The organism is Micrococcus sp. 2A, from assembly GCF_039519235.1.
Classification (GTDB): Bacteria; Actinomycetota; Actinomycetes; order Actinomycetales; family Micrococcaceae; genus Micrococcus.
This window is the reverse complement of the sequence record NZ_CP154351.1, coordinates 1,687,270-1,709,845: the sequence shown is the minus strand read 5'-3', so window position 1 is coordinate 1,709,845 and position 22,576 is coordinate 1,687,270. Positions and strand designations below refer to the sequence as shown.

Genomic DNA, 22,576 nt, shown 5'->3' with positions numbered 1-22,576 from the left:
GGGTCGTTAGACAGAAGTGTCGGAGGGTCTAAGACGTGGTTGGACAGACGGTGGCCTATGTGCGGGTGAGCTCGGCCGAGCAGAACCTGGACCGCCAGCTCGAGGCGGTGGGGGAGTGCGACCGGGTCTTCGAGGACAAGATCTCCGGCAGCTCCCGAGCCAAGCGCGCCGGATTGGCCGAGCTGATGAAGTACGTGCGGGAGGGGGACCTGGTGAAGGTCGCCTCGATGGACCGGCTCGGTCGGGACACCCGCGACTTGTACGCGATCGTGGATGAGCTCACGGACAAGGGGTGCGCGGTGCAGTTCGTGTCCGAGCGGATCACCGTGGACAAGTCCGGCACCTCTCCGGTGGACGGGCTGATGCTGGGCATCCTGGCCGCGTTCGCTGAGTTCGAGCGTCGAAGGATCAAGGGGCGCCAGGCTGAGGGCATCGCGTTGGCCAAGGCGAGGGGCAAGTATGTGCAGGCCCCGAAGATGTCGGACTTCGACGTGGAGCAGGCGCGGGTGATGATTCAGATGGGGATCCCGAAGGCCGAGGTGGCGCGTACGTTCGGGGTGAGCCGGCAGACGCTGTACACCTCGCTGGGTCGTGTCGCGCCGTAGTGACTGCCGCACGTGTCATCAACAACCATCTCAGTTGGGTCGCCGTGTGGCATGTGCGGGAAGCTGCGTATGCAATTTCTGGTCTGCCAATCGGGAAGTGGTACGTGTGCTTGCCTCGAGAACAGTCCCCAGCCTCGGAGGCGGGGGATTTTTCATACTGCTCAACGGGCGATGTTCGAGACGATCTTCTTAGACTTCTTAGACTTCTTAGACTTCTTAGACCTCTTAAACCTGTTAGTACCGTAGGCCCGGAGGGGTGCACCCTTCACCCGCGTCCACGGAGTGATTTCGAAAGGCTGAAGTGTGACCGGTCGTACACCAGACGAGGCGCGTGGCTGGGCTGCCCGGATGCTTCTGGCCGAGGATGCCCGCTGGGTTGGGGACGTTGTTCTCTCTGCCGCAGCAGACGAGCAGTCGCAGGCCTATCCTGCCTTACTGCTCGGGCATCATTTCGTCCGAATCGTCTATGAGGGAAGCTTAGCCCTCCAGTCGGCGAAGCCCGAGGTTGGATGGCCGCCCCTTGCAGGCAGACTGCAGCGCCAGTTCGCGGCGGTTACATCCCGGGCACGCCACGTGACGAAGTTGCTTGACGATAAGAAAAAATCCAAAGACCAGGTCATGGCCGAAATGATCAATGCAAAGGAGACTGCCCACAGAGCGCTGACGGGGAACGCGCACCCGTGGTTTCGGTGGGCGGAGAGCGACCTCGGCCTCTACCAGATTGGGTCCAGTGTCGTTGGAGCATCGATCCCGATGGCCTACCGGCTCGGCCTTGACCCAGGGGACCTGGACCGCATGGCAGGAGAGGATCTTCACGCGGTCGCGCACGAATGGGGCTCCACAGTTGCCGTGCTTGCCGGGGCCGCCCTGGATGCTTCGGAAATGCGGCCCACACTTGCGCTGGACGCACACATCAAGTACAAGGACAGGCTCGCGAGTCGCTACCTGAAGAACCGGTACGAGCCTGAGTTCGAAGATGGAGAGAAGCTGCTTCTACTAATGATTGAGGGAGATCTCAACACCAACCGCCTCTACCTTCCTCGCACTCAGTCCGGTCACGAGGGCCCCTGTTTACGTGCGCGTATCGTCACGACCTATCATTCCCTCAGGGCGCTGGATTACATTCTGAAGAGGCATTCTGGCCTCGATACGGCCGGTGCCCGAAGTATTCGCGGAATCCTCGCAGATCCGGTCGCGAAGCGGATCTGCTCCCGTGACGGCGAGATGCTTAGAAACCGGAGTGTCCACTACCAGATGGACGATCCGTCCATTATCCCGGACTTCAGCAAGCCCATGTTCGGGATTATCGAAGCCGTGGCGCCGATCTTCACCTGGGAAACTCTCAATACCGACCTTCGATTGGTCGAAGACCAGCTAGCGGATGCGCTCGGGCCATGGAGTCCAGGGAGCAAGTAGTCCCAGGGCGTGTTGTTTCCTTCCAAGGGGCGCTGTCGATGGCCCTTCCGTATCCGCTCTAGTGGAGTGCGGGCTCTAGTTGTAAGAGGTCATGACGTTGTTGACTCGCGCCGGGGCCAGTGAGGCCGGCGGGGCGTCCCCGCAGGAGGTATGAGGCCGATGGTAGTTGTAGTGGTTCACCCACACCGCCAGGGCCTCACGCCGGGCCGTCTCTGAGGAGTACGGGCGGGCGTAGAGGACCTCATCGACCATCAGCCGGTTGTAGCGTTCGACCTTCCCGTTATGGCGCGGGGTGTAGGGCCGGATCCGGTGGTGCCGACCCCCGAGCGAGACCACCTTCCGGGTGAAGTCCACGGCCCGGTAGTTGTTCCCGTTGTCCGTGACCACCCGGTCCACGGTGATGCCGTGGGCGGCGAAGAACGCCCGCGCCCGGCAGAAGAACCCGATCGTGGTCACCGTCCGCTCATCCTCCAACGCCTCGGTGTAGGCCAGGCGGGTGAACCCGTCGATCGCCGAGTGCAGGTACGTGTACCCGACCCGTCGGCCAGGCCCGCGCTTGGCCGCTCGCGCGTTCTCGGAGTCCCGTCCGTGAGCACGCCAGCCTCCCCCGTCAGGGATCTTCCCGATCTTCTTCACGTCCAGGTGCACCATGTGCCCCGGCCCCCGCGCGGTGATCCTCTGGGCCGGCTGCTGGCGCAGGTCTTCCCCGGCCGGGGTCAGGTCCCGTAGCCGGGAGAGCCCGGCCCGGTGCAGCCACCGTCCCACGGTACGAAGACACACCCGGTGGCCCTCGGAGACGAGGTGGTGATGGATCCGGCGGGCCGACCACTTCTCCCTGCGACGCAGGGTCTGGATCTGAGCCACCACCTCGGGGTCGAGCTGGGCAGGTGAACGGCGCGGACGGCTGGGCCGGTCGAGCAGCCCGGCCTCGCCCTCGGCGCGGTAGCGGGCTACCCAGGTGGCCACCGTGGGGCGGCTGACGCGGAACTCGGCGGCCACGTGCGCTTGGGGGATGCCGTCGTTCAGGTGGCGTTGGACCATCCTGAGACGGCCGGTGGGAGTCAGGGGTGCATTAGCGTGAGTCATGAGTGGGTCTCTTTGCGCGGATGGGTGGTGTAGGAACTTCCATCCTGCGGGAGAGGCCCACTCGTCTCATCTCAGCCCGGCCCTCGTGCCAAGAACCTCATGACCCACAACATCTAGTGAAAGGGCCAGGCGCTCTGGGCGGTCGGCATGGCAGGTCCTCGGGGTTGGGGTCCAGCGAACATGTATGAATACGTCCGTCTCCGGTACTCTTCTTGCATGACGCTTCTGACAGTGGGGGAGGCCGCCGAGCGCCTCGGGGTCTCTGACCGGCATGTGCGGCGCCTCGCCGAGGAGGGCGATATGCCGGCCCGCCGGCTTGGGGAATCCTGGTTCATCGATGAGCGCGCCCTGACCCGTCGTGTCCGCAGGGCACCGGGTACAGGCCGCACCTGGGCTCCGCAGACCGCCTGGGCCGCCGTCGACCTCCTCACCGGAGGAAACGGACGTGCCCTCCTCGACCAGCCGCGGATCTCCCGTCTGCGCTCCCGTCTGCGAACGCTCACCGCCCCCGAGATGCACCGACTGGCTGAGAACAGGGCCCAGCCCCACCGGTTCCACGCCTCGCCTCGAGCCCGGGTCAAGCTCGCAGACGTTCTCGTGGCCTCAGGGGTGTCCGCCCTGGAGCAACAGGACCTCGCTCGCCGCTTCGGGCTCGCCCCTGTCGAAGGGAGCCAGCGAGTGGAGGGCTACCTGCTCGGCGACTTCGAGGCTCTCCAGTCCCGGCTCCGCCTCGACCCCTCAGCGGAGGGGGAAGTGGTGATCCGCCACGTGCCCGTCCACGTGGATCCCTCCGCGCTGCTGGGCACGGAGACGGTCGTGGCGCTGGACCTCATGGACTCCGACGACGTCCGTGAGCGGGCCGCTGGGCGAGAAGTCCTCGATCGATTGCTGCATCGTGTCTGAGCCGCGCCACCTGAGCGTGGATGGCAGCCAGTGGACCGACCCGTGGCCGGCAGTCTTCGAACTGGCCCGGGCGGTCAGCTCCGATCACTGGGTGCTGATCGGCGGACTGATGGTTCAGCTCCACCATCGCCTCCACGACGAAGTGCCCACCCGCGCCACCCGGGACATCGACACTCTGGCACGTGTGGAGGTCACGTGGCGCCAACACCTCACGGCCCTGCGCAGCGGTCTTCATGCTCTGGGGTATGAGGACAAGGACTCGATCGACGCCTCGGCGCCGTTGCACCACATGACCCGCGCGGATGGTGCCGGGGACATGCAGGTGGACTTCCTCATCGCTGACCATGTGCCCCCGCCTGCCGAGCAAGAGCTGCCCCAGCCGCTGCCCGTGCAGGCACCAGGTGGCCGCAACGCGCTGGAGCGGCTCCTCTATGTCGAGGTTCTCACGACGCAGGGCCCTGTGGTCATCGCTGTCCCGGATCTGATCGGGGCATTGGAACTGAAGATCGAGGCCTACCGTGCGGACTCCCGTGACCGGGAGAGACACCTACAGGACGCCGTGGCATTGGCAGGCCTGCTTGACGATGCCGCACCGGACCCACCCCTGCACGGGTCCGCCGGAACTCGACTTCGCCGGTTCCTGGGGTGGATGGGCAACGATCACCGGCTGTCAGATGCCGGAATCAGCCGTGACGAGGCGACGGACGCGGCACTCGCCGTGGAGGACCTTCTGGGATATGAGGCGGGCCTCGATGCTGGAGATGGCCTGGGAGTGGCTAGCACGCGTGCAGCTTCCTACCGTCTCTTCCCCAGCTCCTGACCCTGCGTGTACGCCGTACGTGTAAGGGGATCGTGTCGTAGATGGCGCCTGGGTCGAAGTTATCTTCTACATGGACTTTGACGGCCTGTGCCCTGCCTGGGGGCGTGTGGTCGTCTTCGTGGGAGACTGTCAAGAGATAGACCGTTTGAGGCAAACAGCGTTCAGAAAGTGACTGTTACTCTGAACGTGCTGTGCATCACAGCGCAAGACCTGTGAGAGTGGAAGGGGTATTCCATGTGGGTAGGTGTGATCGGAGGTATCGGCCTTCTTGGGACGGCGGTAATGGTGTGGCTGGTGACGAGAGCGGCCGCTACAGGTGACCTGGCAAATAACAGCGCCATCGGCATCCGAACGGCAGCTACGACAGCATCCGAAGAGGCGTGGCGTCGGGGGCACCACGCTGCCCTGCCGGCGACGCGTTTTGTCTGCGCCGTGAGCACAGTTGCGGCGGCTGCCATGTTCGTCGCCGGGATTCTGTCGGGTTCCGACGAGCCGAGCCTGCTGGTGTTGGTGCTGTTCAGCGCGGGGTATGTATTCCTGCTCGGGGGAGTCTTCTGGATTGCGCGAGTGGCGAGTCGAGGCGCGCGTTTGACGGCGTGACCAAGTAGAGCGTGTGTGGAGTGTGGCCCGTTCTCCGTGCCCGCAGCGTCGTGCACATCACGAGGCCACGCACACCTGCACGACGGAGCCGAGACGCCACGGGCCATTCAAGGTCCGCGCCCGTTGTTCGTCCTCAGCCATCGCGTGTGACTCGCACCGATCAATCTCCGCCATCTCGGTGGGATCAACGCCCGGCGCGCGGCCAGGCACTAGACGAACTGACCGGGGCTGTCGCTCAGGCGGGATCAGTGGTCTGCGCGAGCAGGTCCCGGGTGATCTCCAGGTGCCCAAGATGCTGGGCCAGCTCCTCGATCACGTGCAGCAACACCGCCCGGCAATCTGCCAACTGGTACGCCGGCCGAGGCCCCTGCGGCAGGTCCGCAGGTGCAGCATCAAGGTCGGTGGCTTCCACGTCCCGGATGAAGGCCTCTCGCACCCGCGCGGCCTCGGCCAGCAGCGTGGGGAGCAAGCCACGGGCACGGAACTCCGCAGCGCGGTCCCGCGGAACCGGTCGGCCCAGATTCACCGTGCTCGACCAGCGGCGCATCATCCCCAGGCAGTGAGTCAGGATCACGTATGGGCTGTTCGAGCCGGCAACCGGCAACGCGGTGTTCGCGGTCTCATCATCCATCTGGCTGAGGATGGCCACGATGGTGTCGAACTTCTCCAACGCGTATCCCAGGATCACTTCGTACTGGCTCAACTGGCTCATGCACGCAGTGTGGCATGCGGTTCGCTCACCTCATGGAGCACTCTGTCCGACCAGGCCCGACCTCTTTGTGTCCCCCCGGGCGCACGTGCGGGCCGGCGCGCCCCGGAATGCGAGTGGTGGAGTAGCCACTGCCGGAAGTGGTGACGAGGGTTGTGGCGTGGATTCCGTTAGCCACAAACGACCGGTTGTGCCGCATCTGCCTAGCTGCTCTGTATGTGCAGCCCAATCCGTAGCGCCGTTACGGTTGCTTCCGGGCTTGTCGGGGTCGAGGACGGGGGCAGGTGGATCGACACCTGATCGTCGCGGTGGCGAGGGATCACGTGCGGGTGAGCATGGGGCACGTCCTGTTCGGCTTCAACGCCGTCTGATAGGTGCAGGTTCACCGCGGGAGCCAGGGTCCTACGGATGACGCCGGCCACTCGCGTGGCGAGGGTGAACATCTCGGCGCCTTCCTCGGGTCGGAGGTCGGAGAGTGTGGGGACATGGCGCCGAGGGGTGATGAGGCAGTGACCGTCTGCGACCGGATAGAGGTCAAGGAAGACGAGCGAAAGCGCAGCTTCGGTGACCACATGGGCGGGGGTGCGCCGCTCGGCGGCTTCGCAGAAGGGGCAGGAGATTCCCATCGCCCGACTATAGGAGGGCCTGCACCGCCGGGAGGAGAGATGCGTGAGCTGGCGAGCCAACTGGCATGGATCTCGCCCGCAGCAAACGACCGTTCGCGGCTGCGCTTCCACGAGCGCGAGACCAGCCCCTCACACTCCGAGCGTCTCGCCCTATCTCCACTGCGCCTCTGCACTGCTATCTTCCTAGCCATGTTCACTCTCTGACGGCATCGCGCTGAACACCCCACCATCACGAGAGGAACAACTGTGCCCACTGACCTTCTGACTCTTCACTTGCCGCAGCTCTACCCTGCTGGCCAGCTCCCTGGAGGACTCGACTTTCGAGGATTGGACGCTGGGATGGCCGACGATCTGGCCCAGTGCTATCTCATGAGCTACCCACCCGACGTCGCCGCCTCCGATCTAGACGAGGCGTGCGAGGAGATGAACGCGACCTTCCGCGGTGACTACGGTGGATACGGAAGTCTCGTCCGACACCGCTTGTAGGCGAGTTCGAGCACCGACGTGGATCCATCGAGTCAGCATGTTGGCGAGAGTCGACACCACCGGACGCCAGCCCAGATGCCTGGCCGTGCACGCCGCGACCTAGCCAGGGTGCCGCGCATGTTTCCCAACGGCTCGCGTGATCCGGTCCAGGTCACCGCTGAGGCGTTCCCAGTCGAGCTCGCCGACCGTGGCGACCACTTCCGCGACCCACGCGCGGTGAGCGCTCTGGATCGCCGCGAGTGCGCTTTTTCCGGCTGCCGTCGTGACGAGGAGTCGGGACCGCTGGTGGCGTGGGTTGTCCTCGTAGCGCGCAAGACCGTCTGCTACGAGCTCGTCGGCGACGCGCTGGACGCTCTGCCGCTGGAGCCCGAGCCGGCGGGCGATGTCCGGAACGGTCGCGCGGTCGCCGGCGGCCTGGAGGACCATGCGCCGGGAATGCGTTTGACTTGCCGCCGCGGACACTTGCTCCCCGGCGTCGCGCAGGAGCCGGTTCACCTCGAAGATGGCATGCAGTGCCGAGTCGGCGTCGGCGTTCACACTTCTATGCTTTGACAGCACGCTGTCATACTCCTAGGGTGGCGATGTGACAGCATGCTACCAACTTCTCGTGGGTGCACTCGGGGCTCCCGAAGCGGGCTTCGAGTCGCTCCGAAGCCGCTTGAGTCAGACGCGGTGGCCGGTGCTGCCCTCGTCGGAGGCGGGGGTGCGCGGTCTCGCGCCGTCGATCGTGGAGCAGTATGCGGCTGAGTGGGACCAGTGGCTTCAACAGGAGAGCCGCGATGGATTGGGTGAGCACGTCGACCTCAGGATCGGGGGTGCCCGCGTCCATGCCGTCAGGTTTCGCGGATCAGGGCGCGTGCCGATGCTGCTCCTGCACGGCTGGCCCACCTCGTTCCTGGCCTTCCATCGCGTGATCGAGCCCCTCCAGGCCTTGGCCTCCGAGATCGTGCTGGCGTCCCTTCCCGGATTCGGCACCTCGACGCTGCCACCAGGTTCATGGTCGATCACCGACTCAGCGCGCCTACTGGCTGAGGCCATGTGGGCGATGGGCCACGACCGGTTCCTCGTCCATGGACAGGACTGGGGTTCCGTCGTCGCTCGAGCCATCGCCGCAGTCGAACCTGGGCGAGTCATCGGTGTCCACGTGAGCGCAGGGCTACGAGGCTTCATGGCCGAGAGCGCGGACGACCAGCCTGCTTGGAGCAGGCTGAGGGGGTTCGCCGTCGACGGCGGCGGATACCTTCAGCTGCAGAGTCGTCGGCCAGACTCGCTGGCGTTCGCGTTGTCGGACTCGCCGGTGGGACTGCTCGCCTGGCAGCTCGACAAGTACCAGCTGTGGCAGGCCGCACTCGGGACTGACTTCGGCCTGGGAACCGACTTCATCGTGGCCAACGCGACCCTCTACTGGCTGACAGCGAGTGCAGGCACCAGCATGCGGATCTACTCGATGGACGCTCCCGACCTGGATGCCGCTGCTGGCGGCGTGCCGACCGCAGTGAGCGCCTTCGGCCACGGGGACTACGCCGCCCGCTCGGTGTCGTCCCGAGAGAACAACCTCGTTGCCTGGTGCCCGCATGACAGCGGCGGCCATGTCGCCTCACTCGATTCGCCCGCCGAGCTTGTCGACGACCTGACCGACTTTATCGACCGCATAGGAGCAGACACATGACCGCGAGCAGCCCCATCGTCCTTATCGGAGGTAGCGGACTTGGCCCTTGGGCCTGGGAACGCGTCACACCGATCCTGCACGACCACGGATTCCACACCATGACCCCGCAGCTGCGCACGACGGGTGACGACGCGACGCCCGCGGCCGCCGTCGGGCTGGATGACTGGGTCGAGGACGTCCACGAATCCCTCACGGACCAGGCGGATGCCACTCTCGTCGCTCACTCATTCGCTGGCTACGTCGCCGCGGCAGTACTCGAAAGACGATCGCACAGCATTCGCCGACTCATCCTCATCGACGCCGCTCTGCCGCAGCCGGGCAGGTCGTGGTTCGACGTGATGGGGGCCGACGTCGCCGCGTTCATGACGAGCCTCGCCAACGACGGGGCGATCCCGTGGTTCTCCCGAGAGCAGCTCGACCAGCTCTACCCGGGCAACGGCATCGGCGACGCCGACTTCGCGTGGATGCAGCAGCACCTGACCGCGCAGCCGATCGGCACCTACATGCAACCTGCGATCAACGAGCCGCTGAGCGCAGCGGGCGTGCCCGTAGCCTACGTCCGCTGCCTCCGGACCAGCCCTCCAGCCGTCGAGGTGTCGGCGGAGCACCTCGGATGGAGCTACCGCACGCTCGATGCCGGCCACTGGCCGATGATCACCCGGCCGGCGGAGACGGCGCGCGTCATCGTGGAGCTGGCCACTTCATGATCACCGTCGCCTTGTTCCGCAACCTCAACCTCGGCCACCCAGGCAGTCCCACTGGTGACGAGCTCGTCGACGCGTTCGGCGGTCCGGCGGCCGCCCGCAGCTTCCAAAGCAACGGAACGGTCGCTTTCGAGTCTATCGATCCGGAGAAGACATCGGCCGAGGCGATCCTCAAACTGCGGGCCACGGGATATCAGCAACCTGTCGTCATCCGGGCGCTGGAGCAGATTCGAAGTGCGGTCGAGGATGTGCCTCCGGTAGATCCCGGCGAAGGCGTCTACCGCTCGATGATTTCGTTCTATGACGTGCGCCAGCTCCCGGCTGTCCGCTTGCCGTTCCGCAGCCCAGATGGTCTCGTAGAGATCCGCGCCCTGGAGCCCGACTACGCCCACAGCGTCTGCTGGAAGCCGCGCCAGACCGCAGGCAACGTCACCGGGGGCCTCGAGCAACTGCTGTCCGTGCCGGTCACGACGCGGACCTTGGCGACGATTCAGCGACTTCTCGGGACAATTTCGGCCGGCATCCACTGAAGCCGCCATAGCGGATGCCGGGCAGTGAATCGAATCGAGCTGTACGCGGCGATTCGGCGCGACGCCCGCGCGGGGATTTCGAATCGTGCGCTGCAACGCAAGCACGGCGTCGGCTACCGGACCGTGGTCGCCGCTCTGGAGTCGGCCTGGCCGAAGGAGCGGAAGCCTCCCCCGAAGCGCGGGTCACGGCTGGACCGATACCGAGGAGTCATCGACGACTGGCTGCGTGCCGACCTAGACGCACCCCGCAAGCAGCGGCACACCGCGAAGCGGATCTTCGACCGGCTCCTGGATGAGCACCACGCCACCGATGTGTCGTACTGGATGGTGCGCGAGTACGTCGCTACCCGAGGCCGGGAGATCCGGGTCGAAGCGGGTCGGGAACCCGCGAACACCTTCATCCCGCAGGAGCACCTGCCCGGCCGCGAGGCCGAGGTCGACTTCGGCGAGGTCGCGATCCGGCTCCGTGGCGAACTCGTCACCTGCACATTGTTCAGCCTGCGGCTGTCCCACTCCGGCAAGGCCGTGCATCGCATCAGTACGTCCGCCGGGCAGGAAGCCTTCTTCGAGGGTCATGCGCACGCGTTTCGGGTTCTAGGGGGCGTCCCGGCCGGGAAGGTCCGCTACGACAACCTCAAGGCCGCCGTCGCCGGCGTGATCGGGTTCTCCCGCCAGCGAGTCGAGGCAGACAGGTGGACCGCGTTCCGCTCCCACTACGGCATCGAGGCCTTCTACTGCCAGCCCGGCATCCAAGGTGCGCACGAGAAGGACGGAGTCGAGGGGCAGATCGGCTGGTTCCGCCGCAACCACCTCGTACCCATCCCAGAAGTCGACTCCATCGCCGAACTCAACGCCATGGTCGACGCCTGGGACGACGCCGACGACACTCGGCGGATCGGATCCCGCGCCCGCACCGTCGGGGACCACTTCGCCACCGAGCAGCCACTCCTCGCGCCCCTGCCCAACGAGCCGTTCGAGACCGGCCGCTGGTTCACCCCACGCGTGGACAGATGGGTCTGCCGTGAGTTTGGTTGACATCTGATCTGTGGTCCCGGGAGGGACTGCTGGAAGGACGTCCCCATGCCCGCTGCATACCCCCGAGAGTTCCGCCAGGACGTGGTCGCGATCGCCCGTAAGGGTCAGATTCCGATCGCGCAGGTCGCGAAGGACTTCGGAGTCACCGCCTCCTGCCTGCGTCGCTGGCTGGCCCAGGACGATGTCGAGGCCGGGATCCGGCCCGGCGTCACCAAGGCTGAGAACGAGGAGCTGAAGGCGCTCAAGCGCCGCAACCGTGAATTGGAGATGGAGAACGAGGTCTTACGCCGCGCCGCCGCGTATCTGTCGCAGGCGAACCTGAAATTGGGCCAGTCCCCGAAATGACCTATCCCGTCGTGAAGGACCTGGCCCGCGACGGGATCCCCGTGAAACTCTCCTGCCGGGTCCTCGGGTTCTCCCGTCAGGCCTACTACCAGTGGCTGGCCGAACCTGTCAGCGCGCGGGAATGGTCCGACGCGCATGCCGCCAATGCCGTCCTCGATGCCCATGCTGATGACCCGGAGTTCGGATACCGGTTCCTGGCTGAGAAGCTCCGCGGCCGTGGCTTGTCCGTATCGGACCATCAGGTGTTGAAGGCCTGTCGGCTCGTGAAGGTCCGCTGCTGCCACTGGTTCCGTCGCGGCTCGGGCAAGCGTCCTGGCCCTGCCGTTCATGATGATCTGGTTCGTCGTGAGTTCCGCGCTGAGAAGCCGAACCAGTTGTGGCTCACGGACATCTCAGAGCATTGGGCCGGGGACTTGCAAGCTCTATCTCTGCGCGGTCACGGACGTGCTCTCGAACCGGATCGTGGGCTACTCGATCGACCGGCGGATGAGTTCGAAGCTGGCCGTGGACGCCCTGCAGATGGCTCTGGCCCGGCGCGGAGGCAAGGCCGGAGTCCAGGGCTGCCGGGTGCATTCGGATCGTGGGTCGCACTTTCGGGCCAGGCGATTCGTGGAGACGCTGCGGGTCAACGGCTTGGTCGGGTCGATGGGCCGGGTCGGTGCTGCTGGGGACAACGCGGCGATGGAATCCTTCTTCGCGCTGTTGCAGAAGAACGTGCTGGACCGGCGTCGCTGGCAGTCCTTTGCCCAGCTCCGGCTCTCGATCGTGAGCTGGATCGAGCGGACCTATCACCGGCGTCGTAGGCAGGCCCGTCTCGGGAGACTCACCCCCGTCGAGTTCGAGATGGTTCAATCAGTCCAGGCGGCTGCCGCCGCCTGATAACTCGTGTCAACCAAACTCACGGCAGACCCGCCCTAAGGGATGGCCCTCCTGTCGTCGAAGCAGGGGCCGGCCTCACCCAGGGCGGCCCATCATCCGCTGACGGCACCACACCTCCAAGGACGGCCCGTCCACCGAACGGGCCCTCCTTGGGATTGTGGTGCGGCGATGCCGGTCAGGTCGCGGGCAGCTCCTGAAGCATCTGTTCCATCTCGGTGATCTCGGCCTGCTGGTCCGCGACGACCTTTTCGGCCAGGGCCACGGCCTGCGGGGTCTGCCCGCCCTCGACCTCGTCCTGGGCCATCTCGATGGCGCCCTGGTGGTGGGCGGTCATCTGCTCCAGGTACAACCGGGCGGCCTCGGTGCCCTGGGCCTGCTCCAGGGCGGCCATGTCCTCCTCGGACATCATCCCGGACATCCCGCCGTGGTCCATGCCCTCCATACCGCCCATGTCTCCCATGTCCACGGGGTCTTCACCCCAGGCGGTGAGCATGGCGTTCATGCGCTCGATCTCCGGGCCCTGGGCGTCGATGACCTTCTGGGCGAACTCGGCCACCTCGGCCGGGATCTCATCCTTGGCCAGCAGCATCTCGCTCATCTCCACCGCCTGCTGGTGATGCGGGATCATCATCTGAGCGAACATCACGTCCGCGTCATTGTGCTCGGCGGAGACCTCCTCGGCCGAACCGGTGGCCGAGCTAGTAGCCGATTCCGTGGCGGACGGTGTCGCGGTGTCCGTGGCCGCAGGGGTGGCGGCGGGGGCGGAGCCGGTCGCGGTGGCCGAGGCCTCAGCGCCGGCGTTCTCGTCCTGGGCCCCGGTGCCGCAGGCGGTCAAGGTCAGGGCGGAGGCCAGGGTCAGGGCGGTCAGCGTCATGGTGCGTTTCATGGTGGGTCCTTTCATGGTGGGTTGAGGGTTCACATCAGGGTTCACGCCAAGGGGCGAGATCAGGAAACCGCAGCCGGCTGAAGGGCAGCCTGCGACCGGGGGTGCTCGAGAGGAGCCAGGTGCTCCGGGTCCAGGTCGGTGCGGCGCAGCAGCTGGGCGTTGAGGGCCACCACGATGGTGGAGACGGACATCAGGATCGCGCCCACCGCGGGGGAGAGCACGAAGCCGATCGGGGCCAGCACGCCGGCGGCCAGCGGGACGGCGAGCACGTTGTATCCGGTGGCCCAGACCAGGTTCTGGATCATCTTGGTGTAACTGGCCTTGGACAGGTGGATCATGGATAGCACGGCACGGGGGTCATTGCCGGCCAGCACCACGCCGGCCGATTCCATGGCCACGTCGGTGCCGGCGCCGATGGCGATGCCGACCTCGGCCCGGGCCAGGGCCGGGGCGTCGTTCACGCCGTCCCCGACCATGGCCACGGACAGGCCCCGGGCCTGCAGTTCGGTGACCTTGGTGTCCTTGTCCTGGGGAAGGACCTCGGCGAAGACCTCGTCGATGCCCAGATCCCGCGCCACGGCCTCGGCGACCTGGCGGGCGTCGCCGGTGATCATCGCGACCTTGACCCCCCGGGCGTGCAGGGCGGCCACGGCGGCCCGGGACTCGGGGCGGATCTTGTCCTCCACGGCGACCGCGCCGATAACGGACCCGTCGCGGACCACATGCAGCACCCCGGCCCCCCGATCCGTCCAGGCCCGGACATCGGCGGCCAGTGCCTCGGGGGTGTCCAGGGTGAGCTCGCGCAGCATGTTCGGCCCGCCGACGAGGACCTCGGCCCCGGCCACGGTGGCCGTGACCCCGCGGCCGGTGGCGGCCTGGAATCCGGTGCCGCGCAGGCCCAACCGGGCGGCCTCGGCATGACTGGTGGCGGCGGTGACGATGGCCCGGGCCACCGGGTGCTCGCTGTCGGCCTCGGCCGCGGCGGCGTAGGCCAACAGCTCGGCCTCGGAAATGCCGGGCGCCGCGGCGACACCGGTGACGGCGTGGGCGCCCTCGGTCAGGGTGCCGGTCTTGTCAAAGAGCACCACGTCGATGGTCCGCATCTTCTCCAGGGCCATCCGGTCCTTGATCAGCAGCCCGGCCTTGGCGGCGCGTTCGGTGGAGATCGCGATCACCAGCGGGATGGCCAGGCCCAGGGCGTGCGGGCAGGCGATCACCAGCACGGTCACGGTGCGGGTGACCGCATCGGTGGGCTGACCGATCACGGTCCACACGATCGCGGTGATGATCGCCGCCCCCAGGGCGAACCAGAACAGCAACGCGGCGGCCCGGTCCGCCAACGCCTGGGCCCGGGAGGAGGACTCCTGGGCGTCGGCGACCATCCGCTGGATCCCGGCCAGAGCGGTGTCGGCGCCGACGGCCTCGATGCGCACCCGCACGGTGTTGTCGGTGGCCACGGTCCCGGCCACCACCCGCTCCCCGACGGTGCGGGCCACGGCCCGGGATTCGCCGGTGATCATCGACTCGTCGAACTCCGCGGCGCCTTCCAGGATGGTCCCGTCGGCCGGCACGCGGGCCCCGGAGCGCACCAACACGGTGTCCCCGACCGCCAGCTCGCCGACGGGCACGGTCACGGTGTCTCCGTCCACGATCTTCTCGGCCTTCTCCGGCAGCAGCGCGGCCAGGGCGTCCAGGGCGGAGGATGCCGCGCCGAGGGCGCGCATCTCCATCCAGTGCCCGAGCAGCATGATGGTCACCAGCAGGGCCAGTTCCCACCAGAAGTCCAGCATCAGGTCCCCGATGCCCAGGGAGGTGATCCAGGAGGCGACGAAGGCCACGGTGATGGCCATCGCGATCAGCAGCATCATCCCCGGCTGGCGGGAGCGCACCTCGGTGAGTCCGCCCTTGAGGAAGGGGGCGCCGCCGTAGAGGTAGATCACGGTGCCCAGCACCGGGGCGATCCACGCCGAACCGGGGAACTCAGGGACGTGGTAGCCCAGCAGTTGTCCGACCATGTGGCTGAAGAACACCACCGGGAGTGACAGCACCAGCGAGACCCAGAACCGGTTCTTGAACATCGCGGTGGAATGCCCGGCGTGCTTGCCGTGGTCATGGACCTGGTGCTCCTCGTCCAGGGCCGAGTGGGCGTGGCCCTGGGGCATGGCCTGCCCGTGGGTGGCCGCGTCCGCGGGGTGGTGGGCGGCATGGTCGGTGTGGTTGGCGTGGCCGGCGTGGGGGTTCGGGTCTGGGTGTTCGGCGGTCTGGTCGGTGGGGTGATCGTGGTGGTGCGGGGTGCTCATGGTGTTCCTTCTGCTCGGCGGTCTGTTCGGCGACCGGCTCGGCGGTGGGGCGCCGACCTCGAGGGGATGTGTCGGTTAGATCCGGACGCGGTAGCCGGCCGCTTCGATGGCCGTCCGCACGGAGTCCGCGGAGGCGGGCCCGGTCACGGTGACGGGGGAGGCCCCGCCGGCGACCAGTTCGACCCGGACATCGTCCACCCCGTCCAGGGCGCTCACGGCCTCGGTGACGGAGCCCACGCAGTGTCCGTAGGTCATGCCCTCCACCTGGTAGGTCGCGTCGCCGGCGCTCGTCCCGGTTGAGTCGGCACTCTGGCGCCCGGCGGGGGCGGTGGCGTCGGCGGCTGGGGCGCAGCACGAGCAGCCGTTGGTGGCCCCCGGCAGCGGGGTGCGGGCGGATTCGGTCATGACGGTCTCCTTCAGGTCTGAGGGCGGCGCCGGACGGCGCCTCTCCTCTTGGTATATACCCCCCGGGGGTATTATTCAAGGGGTGGAGCGCCGGTGTTCACGGTGGATAAACGGGTGCGCCGGTAGGTGGGCTGGTCGGGGGGCTGCTTGGTGGGCAGGTCGATGGTGAACGTCGCCCCGTCCGTGGTGGAGGTGGCGCTCAGGGTGCCGCCGTGGGCCTGGATGAGAGCTCGGGAGATGGCCAGGCCGACCCCGGAGCCGCCGTGGTCACGGTCGCGGGCGGTGTCCCCGCGGTAGAAGCGTTCGAAGACGTGCGGCAGGTGCTCGGGAGAGATCCCCTCCCCGGTGTCGGTGACGCTGAGCGTGACCCCGGACGGGCTTTGTCGGGCCTCGAGGGTGACCCGGCCCCCGGCCGGGGTGTGGCGCAGGGCGTTGGTGAGCAGGTTGCCCAGGACCTGGCCCATGCGCTGGCGGTCCACGTCCACGGCCAGGCCCGGATCGGCGTCCATGGTCAGGGCCACGCCCTTGGTGGCGTAGGCCTCCTTGTGGGCCTCGGTCGCGGCATGCAGCAGCCCGCTGACCCCTTGGGGGCTGCGGTCCAGTTCGATCCGGCCCTCCTCGGCGCGGGAGACGTCGTTGATGTCCTCCACCAGCCGGGTCAACCGGGCCAGCTGCTCGCCCATCAGCTCACCGGTGGGCTCGTCCCAGTGGGACACCCCGTCTTGCAGGGCCTCGTGGTAGACGGTCAGCACGGAGACGGGGGTGCGCAGCTCGTGGGCCAGGTCCGAGAGCATCCGTCGACGGGTGTCCTCGGTGCGCTGAAGCCGTGCGGCCATGGTGTTGAAAGACCCTGCCAGCTCCTCCACCTCGGTGCCGGCGCCCATGGCCGGCACGCGGGTGTCGTACCGTCCACCGGCCATGGCCTTGGCCGCCTGGGTCAGGGCGTTGATCGGACTCTGGATCCGGCGGGCGACATGCCAGGTCAATGCCAGACAACAGATCAAGGCCGTGGCCAGGGCCACGCCCAGGGTCCAGAAGTTGGCGTCCCGGTAGGCCTGCTCCACGTGCAGCACCTGGGCTGCATCGTGTCCGGCCCCGGCCTGTTCCAGGTGCTCGTGGAACAGTGGTGGGCCGGCCAGGGAGGCCACCACCACCGCGGCCAGCACGCTGGCCCCCACCACCAGCAGCTGGGCGAAAAAGAACCGGGCCGCTAATCCTTGGTAGCGCCGCCGGCCGGTCATTGCTCCGCCATCCGGTAGCCGACCCCGCGGACGGTGTCGATATAGCGGGCCGGGTCCGCGTCGAGCTTGCGGCGCAGGTTCTTGATGTGCACGTCCACGAGCCGTTCATCGCCCACCCAGGCCGGGTCCCAGACGATATCGATCATCTGGCGCCGGGAGACGGCCTGGTGCGGGCGCCCCGACAAGGCGGCCAGCAGGTCGAACTCCGTGCGCGTTAGTTGCACCACCTGGCCCGACACGCGGGCCTCGTGGGCGGCCAGGTCGATGACCAGGTCACCGCAGACCCGTTCCGGTTCGGGGGCTGACACCGTTGTGCGCGGCCGGCGCATGACCGCCCCCACCCGGGCGACCAGCTCCCGGACGCTGAAGGGTTTGGTGATGTAGTCATCGGCCCCCACCGCCAATCCCTCCAACCGGTGGTGCTCATCGCCGCGGGCGGTGAGCATCAGCACATAGCACTCGGAGAAGGCCCGCACCCGCCGGCACACCTCGATCCCGTCCAGCCCGGGCAGGCCCAGGTCCAGGACCATCACGTCGGGCTCGTGAACCCGGGCGGCCTGCACTGCGGCCGGGCCGGTGTGGGTGAGGGCCACCTCGTAGCCGGCCCGCTCCAGGTAGGTGGCCACCATGCGCGCCAGCGGCTTCTCGTCATCGACCACCAACACCCGGCCGGCCGCCGGACCAGTCCCAGTGTCAGTCCCAGTGCCAGTGCCAGAGTTCATGGGTCCAGTCTCGCTCTGTCTCGCGCCCCGGCGGCTCAGAACGGTGCCGGGGCGGGGAATCTTCATCGAATCTTCAAGGCAAACCGCCCCATCCCGGCGCGTCACCGGCCGACAATGGTAGAAGCCCCGCCTTTTGGCCCGGGGCGGAAAGGCTCCATGACCCCCCTGACCCGCAGAACCCTGATCGCCGGCGGGCTGACCCTGCTCGGCGCTGGCACCCTCACCGCCTGCGCCGCGCCGAACCCCGCGACATCCCCGGCGGCCGGCACCGGCACGCAGGGCACCGGCACGGCCATCACCCACGTCCATGCCCTCACCCGGGACCCCGAGTCCGGTGAGGTGCTGCTGGCCACCCACCAGGGCCTGTTCCGGCTCCAGGACGGGGAGCTGACCCAGGTCGGTCCGGTCGTGGACTTCATGGGTTTCACCCTGACTCCCGAGGGCCGCTACCTGGCCTCGGGTCACCCCGCGCCGCGCACCGGCCTGCCCGAGCCGCTGGGCCTGGCCGAGTCCACCGACCGGGGCCAGAGCTGGACGGTGCTCTCCCGCGGCGGCGCATCCGATTTCCACGCCCTGGCCGCCGGCCCGAACGGGGTCCTCGGCTTCGATGGGCAACTGCGCGCCAGCACCGACGGCCTCACCTGGCAGAGCCTTGAGATCCCCGTCGCCCCGGCATCGCTGGCGATCTCCCCCCAAACCGGGACCGTGCTGGCCACCACCGAAACCGGCATGTTGCGCTCGACCGACCACGGCGCGACCTGGACCACCCTGGACACCCCCCAGCTGATGCACCTGGTCGCCTGGGCCGATGACACCACCGCCGTGGGCGCCGGCACCGAAGGACACCTGCTGACCAGCACCGACGCCGGCGACACCTGGACCGCCAGCGACCGCCCGGTCGGCACGGCCACCGCCCTGGGAACGGGCATCACCGACGACGGGCAGACCGAAGCACTGCTGGTCGTCGGCTCGACCGTGCTGTCCACCACGGACGGCGGGAACACCACCGAATCGCTGCTGTGACCTCCTCCCGCCGCCCCCTGTCCGGCTGGCCCGCCCTTCGAACCGTTCTGGGCACCCTCGTGTTGATCCTGGGCCTGCTCGGGATGCACGCTGGTACGGGCACCAGCGCGGCTTGGGCCGCCACCGGTACGGCCGCCGCCACAACTGTTCATCACCTCGGGCCGGGGGCCATCGGTCCGGCCGGCATGGTGCCCGAGGTCGTGCTCCCGGCCGAGCCTGCCGGGGATGAGGCAGCCGACCCCGGGCTGCCGGTCTGTGCCCTGGAGGCCGTGGACGATACCTGCGCCTCGGCCCTGACCAAGGCACCTGTCGTGTCCCACTTGGCCTCCCGGGCCCTCCTGCCTAGCCCCGGTGGGGGACTGACCGCACCACCCCTGCCCTGGGTTGCCCATTTCCGGCCCCTGAAGCGCCCTGGGTTTCGTTCCGATCCCAACGAAGGAGAATCGGAACATGCCCAAGAAGTTCAGCCCCGAGCTGCGTGAGCGCGCGGTCAGGATGGTCCTGGAACGCCAAGCCGCCCAGGGAGGGCCCCGTTCACATTCCATCCGGGCGGTAGCCCCGCAGCTCGATGTCAGCGAAGAGACCTTGCGGATGTGGTGCCAACGCCACGGCCACGAAGTAGCCCAGGCACCGGCCTCAGAGACCCCCGCGGAGGAGATCCGCAGGCTCAAACGCGAGCTCGCCGAGGCACGGCGCGCGAACGAGATCCTCAAAGCCGCCTCGGCTTTTTTCGCAGCGGAACTCGACCGCCCCACGACGAGATGATCGCGTTCATCGACGAACACCGCGATCAGTTCGGGGTCGAGGCCATCTGCCGCACCCTTCGTGCGACGGAATGTGGGTTCATCACCTCGACGTGAGCTACCGCGCCGCGAAGACACGACCCAGGTCTTCGAGAACGCTGCGGGACTCAACTGAGGTCTTTGCCGAGCAGCTACGCTCGCTCACGACGAACGGTGTTGCAACGACCGGTTGAACCCGCCCAGTACGTCAGCTTGGCCTACTCGGATGCGCTCATCACGGCGGGGGTGAGCGCCTCGGTGGGCACCGTGGGCGACTCCTACGACAACGCTCTGGCTGAAACCGTGAACGGGCTCTACAAGGTAAGAGCTCATCCACTCCCAGCGGATCTGGGAGTCCGTCGAGGCGGTCGAGCTGGCCACCATGGGGTGGGTGCACTGGTGGAACACCGCCCGCATCCACGAGGCCCTCGGCTACCGCACTCCCGCAGAGGTCGAGGCCGCCTACACTCACGATCAGGATTCAGCGCCCGTTGCGTCCTGACCTCGGAACGAAACCCAGGGCGCTTCATCCATTGCCGCGTTGTCCCCAGCAGCACCGACCCGGCCCATCGACCCGACCAAGCCGTTGACCCGCAGCGTCTCCACGAACCGCCTGGCTCGAAATTGCGATCCTCGATCCGAATGCACCCGGCAACCCTGCACCTCGGCCTTGCCTCCACGCCGGGCCAGAGCCATCTGCAGGGCATCCACAGCCAGCTGCGAGCTCATCCGCCGATCGATCGAGTAGCCCACGATCCGGTTCGAGAACACGTCCTTGACCGCGCAGAGATAGAGCTTGGAATCCCCGGCCCAATGCTCTGAGATGTCCGTGAGCCACAACTGGTTCGGCTTCTCAGCGCGGAACTCACGACGAACCAGATCATCATGAACGGCAGGGCCAGGACGCTTGCCCGAGCCGCGACGGATCGAGTGGCAGCAGCGGACCTTCACGAGCCGACAGGCCTTCAACACCTGATGGTCCGATACGGACAAGCCACGGCCGCGGAGCTTCTCAGCCAGGAACCGGTATCCGAACTCCGGGTCATCAGCATGGGCATCGAGGACGGCATTGGCGGCATGCGCGTCGGACCATTCCCGCGCGCTGACAGGTTCGGCCAGCCACTGGTAGTAGGCCTGACGGGAGAACCCGAGGACCCGGCAGGAGAGTTTCACGGGGATCCCGTCGCGGGCCAGGTCCTTCACGACGGGATAGGTCATTTCGGGGACTGACCCAATTTCAGGTTCGCCTGCGACAGATACGCGGCGGCGCGGCGTAAGACCTCGTTCTCCATCTCCAATTCACGGTTGCGGCGCTTGAGCGCCTTCAGCTCCTCGTTCTCAGCCTTGGTGATGGCCGGCCGGATCCCGGCCTCGACATCGTCTTGGGCCAGCCAGCGACGCAGGCAGGACTCGGCGATGCCGAAGTCCTTCGCGACCTGCGCGATCGGCATCTGGCCCTTGCGGGCGATGCTGACCACGTCCTGGCGGAACTCTCGGGGGTATGCAGCGGGCATGAGGACATCCTTCCAGCAGCCCCTCTCGGGACCACAGATCAGATGTCAACCAAACTCACGGCAGACCCTCGCCGCGAGTCAAAGGTGAGCACATCCAGCGCGAGCCGAGCGCGACAGACAAGACCGTTTCGGGCCGAGGCGACACTGTGGTTCCAGCACGACGGGGCCACGGGGGCGGAGGTGGCCCTCGACGAGTCGTGGGGGTCGGGGGAGGATGGTCCGATGGAAGCGAGCACACAGGCACTGCTGGCCGGTCCGCGGGGGCGGCGCCCGTCTCGTGTGGGCTGTCCACGAGGGCCGCCGCGTCCCGGTCTCGCCTCCGACGGTATCCCCGGACGAGGTGGCAGGGGCCCTGACCGGTCTCGACCTCTCGGGCCTCTCGGACGACGTGGTCCAGTCGGCTCTGGTCAGCGCCGTGGAATCGGCCAGGTACTGGCAGGAGCCCGACGGGGAGGACGTGCTGGCTGGGCAGTCGGTCATCCGCGCCGCCCTGGCACCCGTGGCCGCCGCCGTCGTGGCCTCACCCGCGTCCCGGCCCTGGGGACGTCCACGCCAGCCGGTGCAGTGGGTCGCCGACTGGCGGGATTTCGAGGATCCGACCCGGCTGACCCGTCACCCGGGTCGCGTCCTGTCGGAATGGGCCCAGGAGGAGCGGTTGCAGGAGGCTCGCGCCACCGTCGAACGCCCGGCCGACCCCACGGCGAACTGGTCCGGGAGCTGGTGGTCGATCCCTCAGGGAGTCACTGCTGGCTTCGGGCAGATCCCCACCGGGTTGGACCTCGTCGAGGACGCTCTCGGCGCGGAGGCGGCCACGGTGATCCCGGTGCAGGGGGCGGGGAGGACGTATGAGATCCACGCCCCCGGTGACTGGGTGCGGCTGTGCCGGGAGTTCCCTCTGGAGGTGAGTGCCTCACGCCGGCACGACTGGTACCGGGTGACGGGCCGGTCCGGCCGTTGGGTCATACCGGACTGGGAGCAGGTCGCCTCGGAGTGGGACGCGGTGCATCTGACCACCATGGGCTATCTCAGCTCAGCCACCCGGGCGCTGTCCGTAGACGCTGATGCGGCCACGGTCCTCGCCGGGTGGGGCCCGGACACCACCGTATGGCTCACCGACACGGTGCGCGAGTCGGACGAGCCCAGGCAAAGCTGGCACCGTGGGCCCGGCGGCGGATGGATCCGCCGCGCGACTGCCGCTGATATCGGCTCCGCGGGGCCGGCACGGGCGGGTGACCGTACTCAGAAGGGGGAGAGGTGAGCACCCGCAGGCCGTCCTCTTCCGGATCGATG

General features: G+C 67.5%; 23 protein-coding genes, 2 pseudogenes and 1 other annotated feature. Of the genes and pseudogenes, 14 read left to right on the top strand and 11 right to left on the bottom strand.

Annotated features, from left to right (window positions below; translation table 11 throughout):
• Positions 1-35: 35 nt before the first annotated feature.
• Both AAG742_RS07800 and AAG742_RS07795 read left to right on the top strand, forming a co-directional pair.
• Entirely contained in the window at positions 36-605 is a 570-nt protein-coding gene (locus AAG742_RS07800) for a recombinase family protein (protein ID WP_343281990.1), read from the top strand.
• Between the two features lie 348 nt (positions 606-953).
• A complete protein-coding gene (locus AAG742_RS07795; protein ID WP_343281989.1) occupies positions 954-2,021 on the top strand; it encodes a hypothetical protein in 1,068 nt (355 codons plus the stop codon).
• 75 nt (positions 2,022-2,096) lie between these two features.
• Here AAG742_RS07795 and AAG742_RS07790 read toward each other — a convergent pair whose 3' ends face one another.
• Positions 2,097-3,107: an IS481 family transposase gene (locus AAG742_RS07790; RefSeq protein WP_298987955.1), complete on the bottom strand. Its 1,011-nt coding sequence runs from the start codon at positions 3,105-3,107 to the stop codon at positions 2,097-2,099.
• A gap of 216 nt (positions 3,108-3,323) precedes the next feature.
• Here AAG742_RS07790 and AAG742_RS07785 point away from each other — a divergent pair, with 216 nt between their 5' ends.
• From AAG742_RS07785 to AAG742_RS07775, 3 genes are all read left to right on the top strand, one after another.
• Positions 3,324-4,010, top strand: coding sequence for a helix-turn-helix domain-containing protein (locus tag AAG742_RS07785; protein WP_343281988.1), 687 nt, complete (start codon positions 3,324-3,326; stop codon positions 4,008-4,010).
• On the top strand, positions 3,958-4,830 hold the full coding sequence (locus AAG742_RS07780) for a nucleotidyl transferase AbiEii/AbiGii toxin family protein (RefSeq protein WP_343281987.1): 873 nt from the start codon (positions 3,958-3,960) through the stop codon (positions 4,828-4,830). Before AAG742_RS07785 ends, AAG742_RS07780 begins: the two co-directional genes overlap by 53 nt.
• Before the next feature lie 234 nt (positions 4,831-5,064).
• On the top strand, positions 5,065-5,430 hold the full coding sequence (locus AAG742_RS07775) for an SdpI family protein (RefSeq protein ID WP_343281986.1): 366 nt from the start codon (positions 5,065-5,067) through the stop codon (positions 5,428-5,430).
• A 235-nt stretch (positions 5,431-5,665) separates the two neighbouring features.
• Here AAG742_RS07775 and AAG742_RS07770 read toward each other — a convergent pair whose 3' ends face one another.
• The 3 genes from AAG742_RS07770 to AAG742_RS07760 all read right to left on the bottom strand — a co-directional run bounded on the left by AAG742_RS07770 (position 5,666) and on the right by AAG742_RS07760 (position 7,788).
• On the bottom strand, positions 5,666-6,142 hold the full coding sequence (locus AAG742_RS07770) for a DUF664 domain-containing protein (protein ID WP_343281985.1): 477 nt from the start codon (positions 6,140-6,142) through the stop codon (positions 5,666-5,668).
• 200 nt (positions 6,143-6,342) lie between these two features.
• Positions 6,343-6,765 carry an HIT family protein gene (locus tag AAG742_RS07765; protein WP_343281984.1) on the bottom strand — a complete coding sequence of 141 codons (423 nt, stop codon included), beginning with the start codon at positions 6,763-6,765 and terminating at the stop codon, positions 6,343-6,345.
• A gap of 585 nt (positions 6,766-7,350) precedes the next feature.
• The gene (locus AAG742_RS07760) at positions 7,351-7,788 is read right to left on the bottom strand and encodes a MarR family transcriptional regulator (RefSeq protein WP_343281983.1); all 438 of its coding nucleotides are present in this window, start codon (positions 7,786-7,788) and stop codon (positions 7,351-7,353) included.
• Between the two features lie 46 nt (positions 7,789-7,834).
• On the opposite strand from AAG742_RS07760, the gene AAG742_RS07755 reads away from it, so the two are divergent.
• The 5 genes and pseudogenes from AAG742_RS07755 to AAG742_RS07735 all read left to right on the top strand — a co-directional run bounded on the left by AAG742_RS07755 (position 7,835) and on the right by AAG742_RS07735 (position 12,413).
• Positions 7,835-8,920 (top strand): alpha/beta fold hydrolase, encoded by a 1,086-nt coding sequence (locus tag AAG742_RS07755; RefSeq protein ID WP_343281982.1) that lies wholly within the window; start codon positions 7,835-7,837, stop codon positions 8,918-8,920.
• A complete protein-coding gene (locus AAG742_RS07750) occupies positions 8,917-9,627 on the top strand; it encodes an alpha/beta hydrolase (RefSeq protein WP_343281981.1) in 711 nt (236 codons plus the stop codon). The genes AAG742_RS07755 and AAG742_RS07750 overlap by 4 nt, the downstream gene beginning before the upstream one ends.
• Positions 9,624-10,154: a DUF1697 domain-containing protein gene (locus AAG742_RS07745; RefSeq protein ID WP_343281980.1), complete on the top strand. Its 531-nt coding sequence runs from the start codon at positions 9,624-9,626 to the stop codon at positions 10,152-10,154. Before AAG742_RS07750 ends, AAG742_RS07745 begins: the two co-directional genes overlap by 4 nt.
• A gap of 24 nt (positions 10,155-10,178) precedes the next feature.
• Positions 10,179-11,189 carry an IS21 family transposase gene (gene istA / locus AAG742_RS07740; RefSeq protein ID WP_343281979.1) on the top strand — a complete coding sequence of 337 codons (1,011 nt, stop codon included), beginning with the start codon at positions 10,179-10,181 and terminating at the stop codon, positions 11,187-11,189.
• A gap of 45 nt (positions 11,190-11,234) precedes the next feature.
• A pseudogene (locus tag AAG742_RS07735) lies at positions 11,235-12,413 on the top strand (IS3 family transposase).
• A 175-nt stretch (positions 12,414-12,588) separates the two neighbouring features.
• Here AAG742_RS07735 and AAG742_RS07730 read toward each other — a convergent pair.
• From AAG742_RS07730 to AAG742_RS07710, 5 genes are all read right to left on the bottom strand, one after another.
• The gene (locus AAG742_RS07730) at positions 12,589-13,299 is read right to left on the bottom strand and encodes a DUF305 domain-containing protein (protein WP_041290833.1); all 711 of its coding nucleotides are present in this window, start codon (positions 13,297-13,299) and stop codon (positions 12,589-12,591) included.
• 59 nt (positions 13,300-13,358) lie between these two features.
• Positions 13,359-15,377 carry a copper-translocating P-type ATPase gene (locus AAG742_RS07725; protein ID WP_248117271.1) on the bottom strand — a complete coding sequence of 673 codons (2,019 nt, stop codon included), beginning with the start codon at positions 15,375-15,377 and terminating at the stop codon, positions 13,359-13,361.
• 297 nt (positions 15,378-15,674) lie between these two features.
• Complete coding sequence (locus tag AAG742_RS07720) at positions 15,675-16,004, bottom strand: heavy-metal-associated domain-containing protein (protein ID WP_343281978.1); 330 nt, start codon at positions 16,002-16,004, stop codon at positions 15,675-15,677.
• A gap of 71 nt (positions 16,005-16,075) precedes the next feature.
• Positions 16,076-17,245, bottom strand: coding sequence for a HAMP domain-containing sensor histidine kinase (locus AAG742_RS07715; RefSeq protein ID WP_343281977.1), 1,170 nt, complete (start codon positions 17,243-17,245; stop codon positions 16,076-16,078).
• Positions 17,242-17,967 carry a response regulator transcription factor gene (locus AAG742_RS07710; protein ID WP_343281976.1) on the bottom strand — a complete coding sequence of 242 codons (726 nt, stop codon included), beginning with the start codon at positions 17,965-17,967 and terminating at the stop codon, positions 17,242-17,244. The genes AAG742_RS07715 and AAG742_RS07710 overlap by 4 nt, the downstream gene beginning before the upstream one ends.
• A gap of 156 nt (positions 17,968-18,123) precedes the next feature.
• On the opposite strand from AAG742_RS07710, the gene AAG742_RS07705 reads away from it, so the two are divergent.
• The 3 genes and pseudogenes from AAG742_RS07705 to AAG742_RS07695 form a co-directional block, all read left to right on the top strand.
• Complete coding sequence (locus AAG742_RS07705) at positions 18,124-18,990, top strand: F510_1955 family glycosylhydrolase (protein ID WP_298713843.1); 867 nt, start codon at positions 18,124-18,126, stop codon at positions 18,988-18,990.
• Positions 18,991-19,440: 450 nt separating this feature from the next.
• Entirely contained in the window at positions 19,441-19,755 is a 315-nt protein-coding gene (locus tag AAG742_RS07700; RefSeq protein ID WP_319076283.1) for a transposase, read from the top strand.
• Positions 19,713-19,844 (top strand) — a sequence feature (AL1L pseudoknot). It overlaps the preceding gene by 43 nt.
• Before the next feature lie 129 nt (positions 19,845-19,973).
• Positions 19,974-20,274, top strand: a pseudogene (locus tag AAG742_RS07695) (integrase core domain-containing protein); the annotation flags it as partial.
• Here AAG742_RS07695 and AAG742_RS07690 read toward each other — a convergent pair.
• Both AAG742_RS07690 and AAG742_RS07685 read right to left on the bottom strand, forming a co-directional pair.
• The gene (locus AAG742_RS07690; RefSeq protein ID WP_343281975.1) at positions 20,247-20,990 is read right to left on the bottom strand and encodes an IS3 family transposase; all 744 of its coding nucleotides are present in this window, start codon (positions 20,988-20,990) and stop codon (positions 20,247-20,249) included. The pseudogene AAG742_RS07695 and the gene AAG742_RS07690 sit on opposite strands and share 28 nt — an antisense overlap.
• The gene (locus AAG742_RS07685; protein ID WP_343281974.1) at positions 20,987-21,286 is read right to left on the bottom strand and encodes a transposase; all 300 of its coding nucleotides are present in this window, start codon (positions 21,284-21,286) and stop codon (positions 20,987-20,989) included. The genes AAG742_RS07690 and AAG742_RS07685 overlap by 4 nt, the downstream gene beginning before the upstream one ends.
• A 340-nt stretch (positions 21,287-21,626) precedes the next feature.
• On the opposite strand from AAG742_RS07685, the gene AAG742_RS07680 reads away from it, so the two are divergent.
• A complete protein-coding gene (locus AAG742_RS07680; protein WP_298987316.1) occupies positions 21,627-22,544 on the top strand; it encodes a hypothetical protein in 918 nt (305 codons plus the stop codon).
• The last annotated feature ends 32 nt before the right edge of the window (positions 22,545-22,576 follow it).

Bases quoted from the DNA above. Each gene is read 5' to 3' on its own strand.
- AAG742_RS07795 (WP_343281989.1), top strand. From the start codon at position 954: ATGCTTCTGGCCGAGGATGCCCGCTGGGTTGGGGACGTTGTTCTCTCT.
- AAG742_RS07790 (WP_298987955.1), bottom strand. From the start codon at position 3,107: ATGACTCACGCTAATGCACCCCTGACTCCCACCGGCCGTCTCAGGATG.
- AAG742_RS07785 (WP_343281988.1), top strand. From the start codon at position 3,324: ATGACGCTTCTGACAGTGGGGGAGGCCGCCGAGCGCCTCGGGGTCTCT.
- AAG742_RS07775 (WP_343281986.1), top strand. From the start codon at position 5,065: ATGTGGGTAGGTGTGATCGGAGGTATCGGCCTTCTTGGGACGGCGGTA.
- AAG742_RS07770 (WP_343281985.1), bottom strand. From the start codon at position 6,142: ATGAGCCAGTTGAGCCAGTACGAAGTGATCCTGGGATACGCGTTGGAG.
- AAG742_RS07765 (WP_343281984.1), bottom strand. From the start codon at position 6,765: ATGGGAATCTCCTGCCCCTTCTGCGAAGCCGCCGAGCGGCGCACCCCC.
- AAG742_RS07750 (WP_343281981.1), top strand. From the start codon at position 8,917: ATGACCGCGAGCAGCCCCATCGTCCTTATCGGAGGTAGCGGACTTGGC.
- AAG742_RS07745 (WP_343281980.1), top strand. From the start codon at position 9,624: ATGATCACCGTCGCCTTGTTCCGCAACCTCAACCTCGGCCACCCAGGC.
- AAG742_RS07730 (WP_041290833.1), bottom strand. From the start codon at position 13,299: ATGAAACGCACCATGACGCTGACCGCCCTGACCCTGGCCTCCGCCCTG.
- AAG742_RS07725 (WP_248117271.1), bottom strand. From the start codon at position 15,377: ATGTTCAAGAACCGGTTCTGGGTCTCGCTGGTGCTGTCACTCCCGGTG.
- AAG742_RS07720 (WP_343281978.1), bottom strand. From the start codon at position 16,004: ATGACCGAATCCGCCCGCACCCCGCTGCCGGGGGCCACCAACGGCTGC.
- AAG742_RS07715 (WP_343281977.1), bottom strand. From the start codon at position 17,245: ATGACCGGCCGGCGGCGCTACCAAGGATTAGCGGCCCGGTTCTTTTTC.
- AAG742_RS07710 (WP_343281976.1), bottom strand. From the start codon at position 17,967: ATGAACTCTGGCACTGGCACTGGGACTGACACTGGGACTGGTCCGGCG.
- AAG742_RS07705 (WP_298713843.1), top strand. From the start codon at position 18,124: ATGACCCCCCTGACCCGCAGAACCCTGATCGCCGGCGGGCTGACCCTG.
- AAG742_RS07700 (WP_319076283.1), top strand. From the start codon at position 19,441: ATGCCCAAGAAGTTCAGCCCCGAGCTGCGTGAGCGCGCGGTCAGGATG.
- AAG742_RS07690 (WP_343281975.1), bottom strand. From the start codon at position 20,990: ATGACCTATCCCGTCGTGAAGGACCTGGCCCGCGACGGGATCCCCGTG.
- AAG742_RS07685 (WP_343281974.1), bottom strand. From the start codon at position 21,286: ATGCCCGCTGCATACCCCCGAGAGTTCCGCCAGGACGTGGTCAGCATC.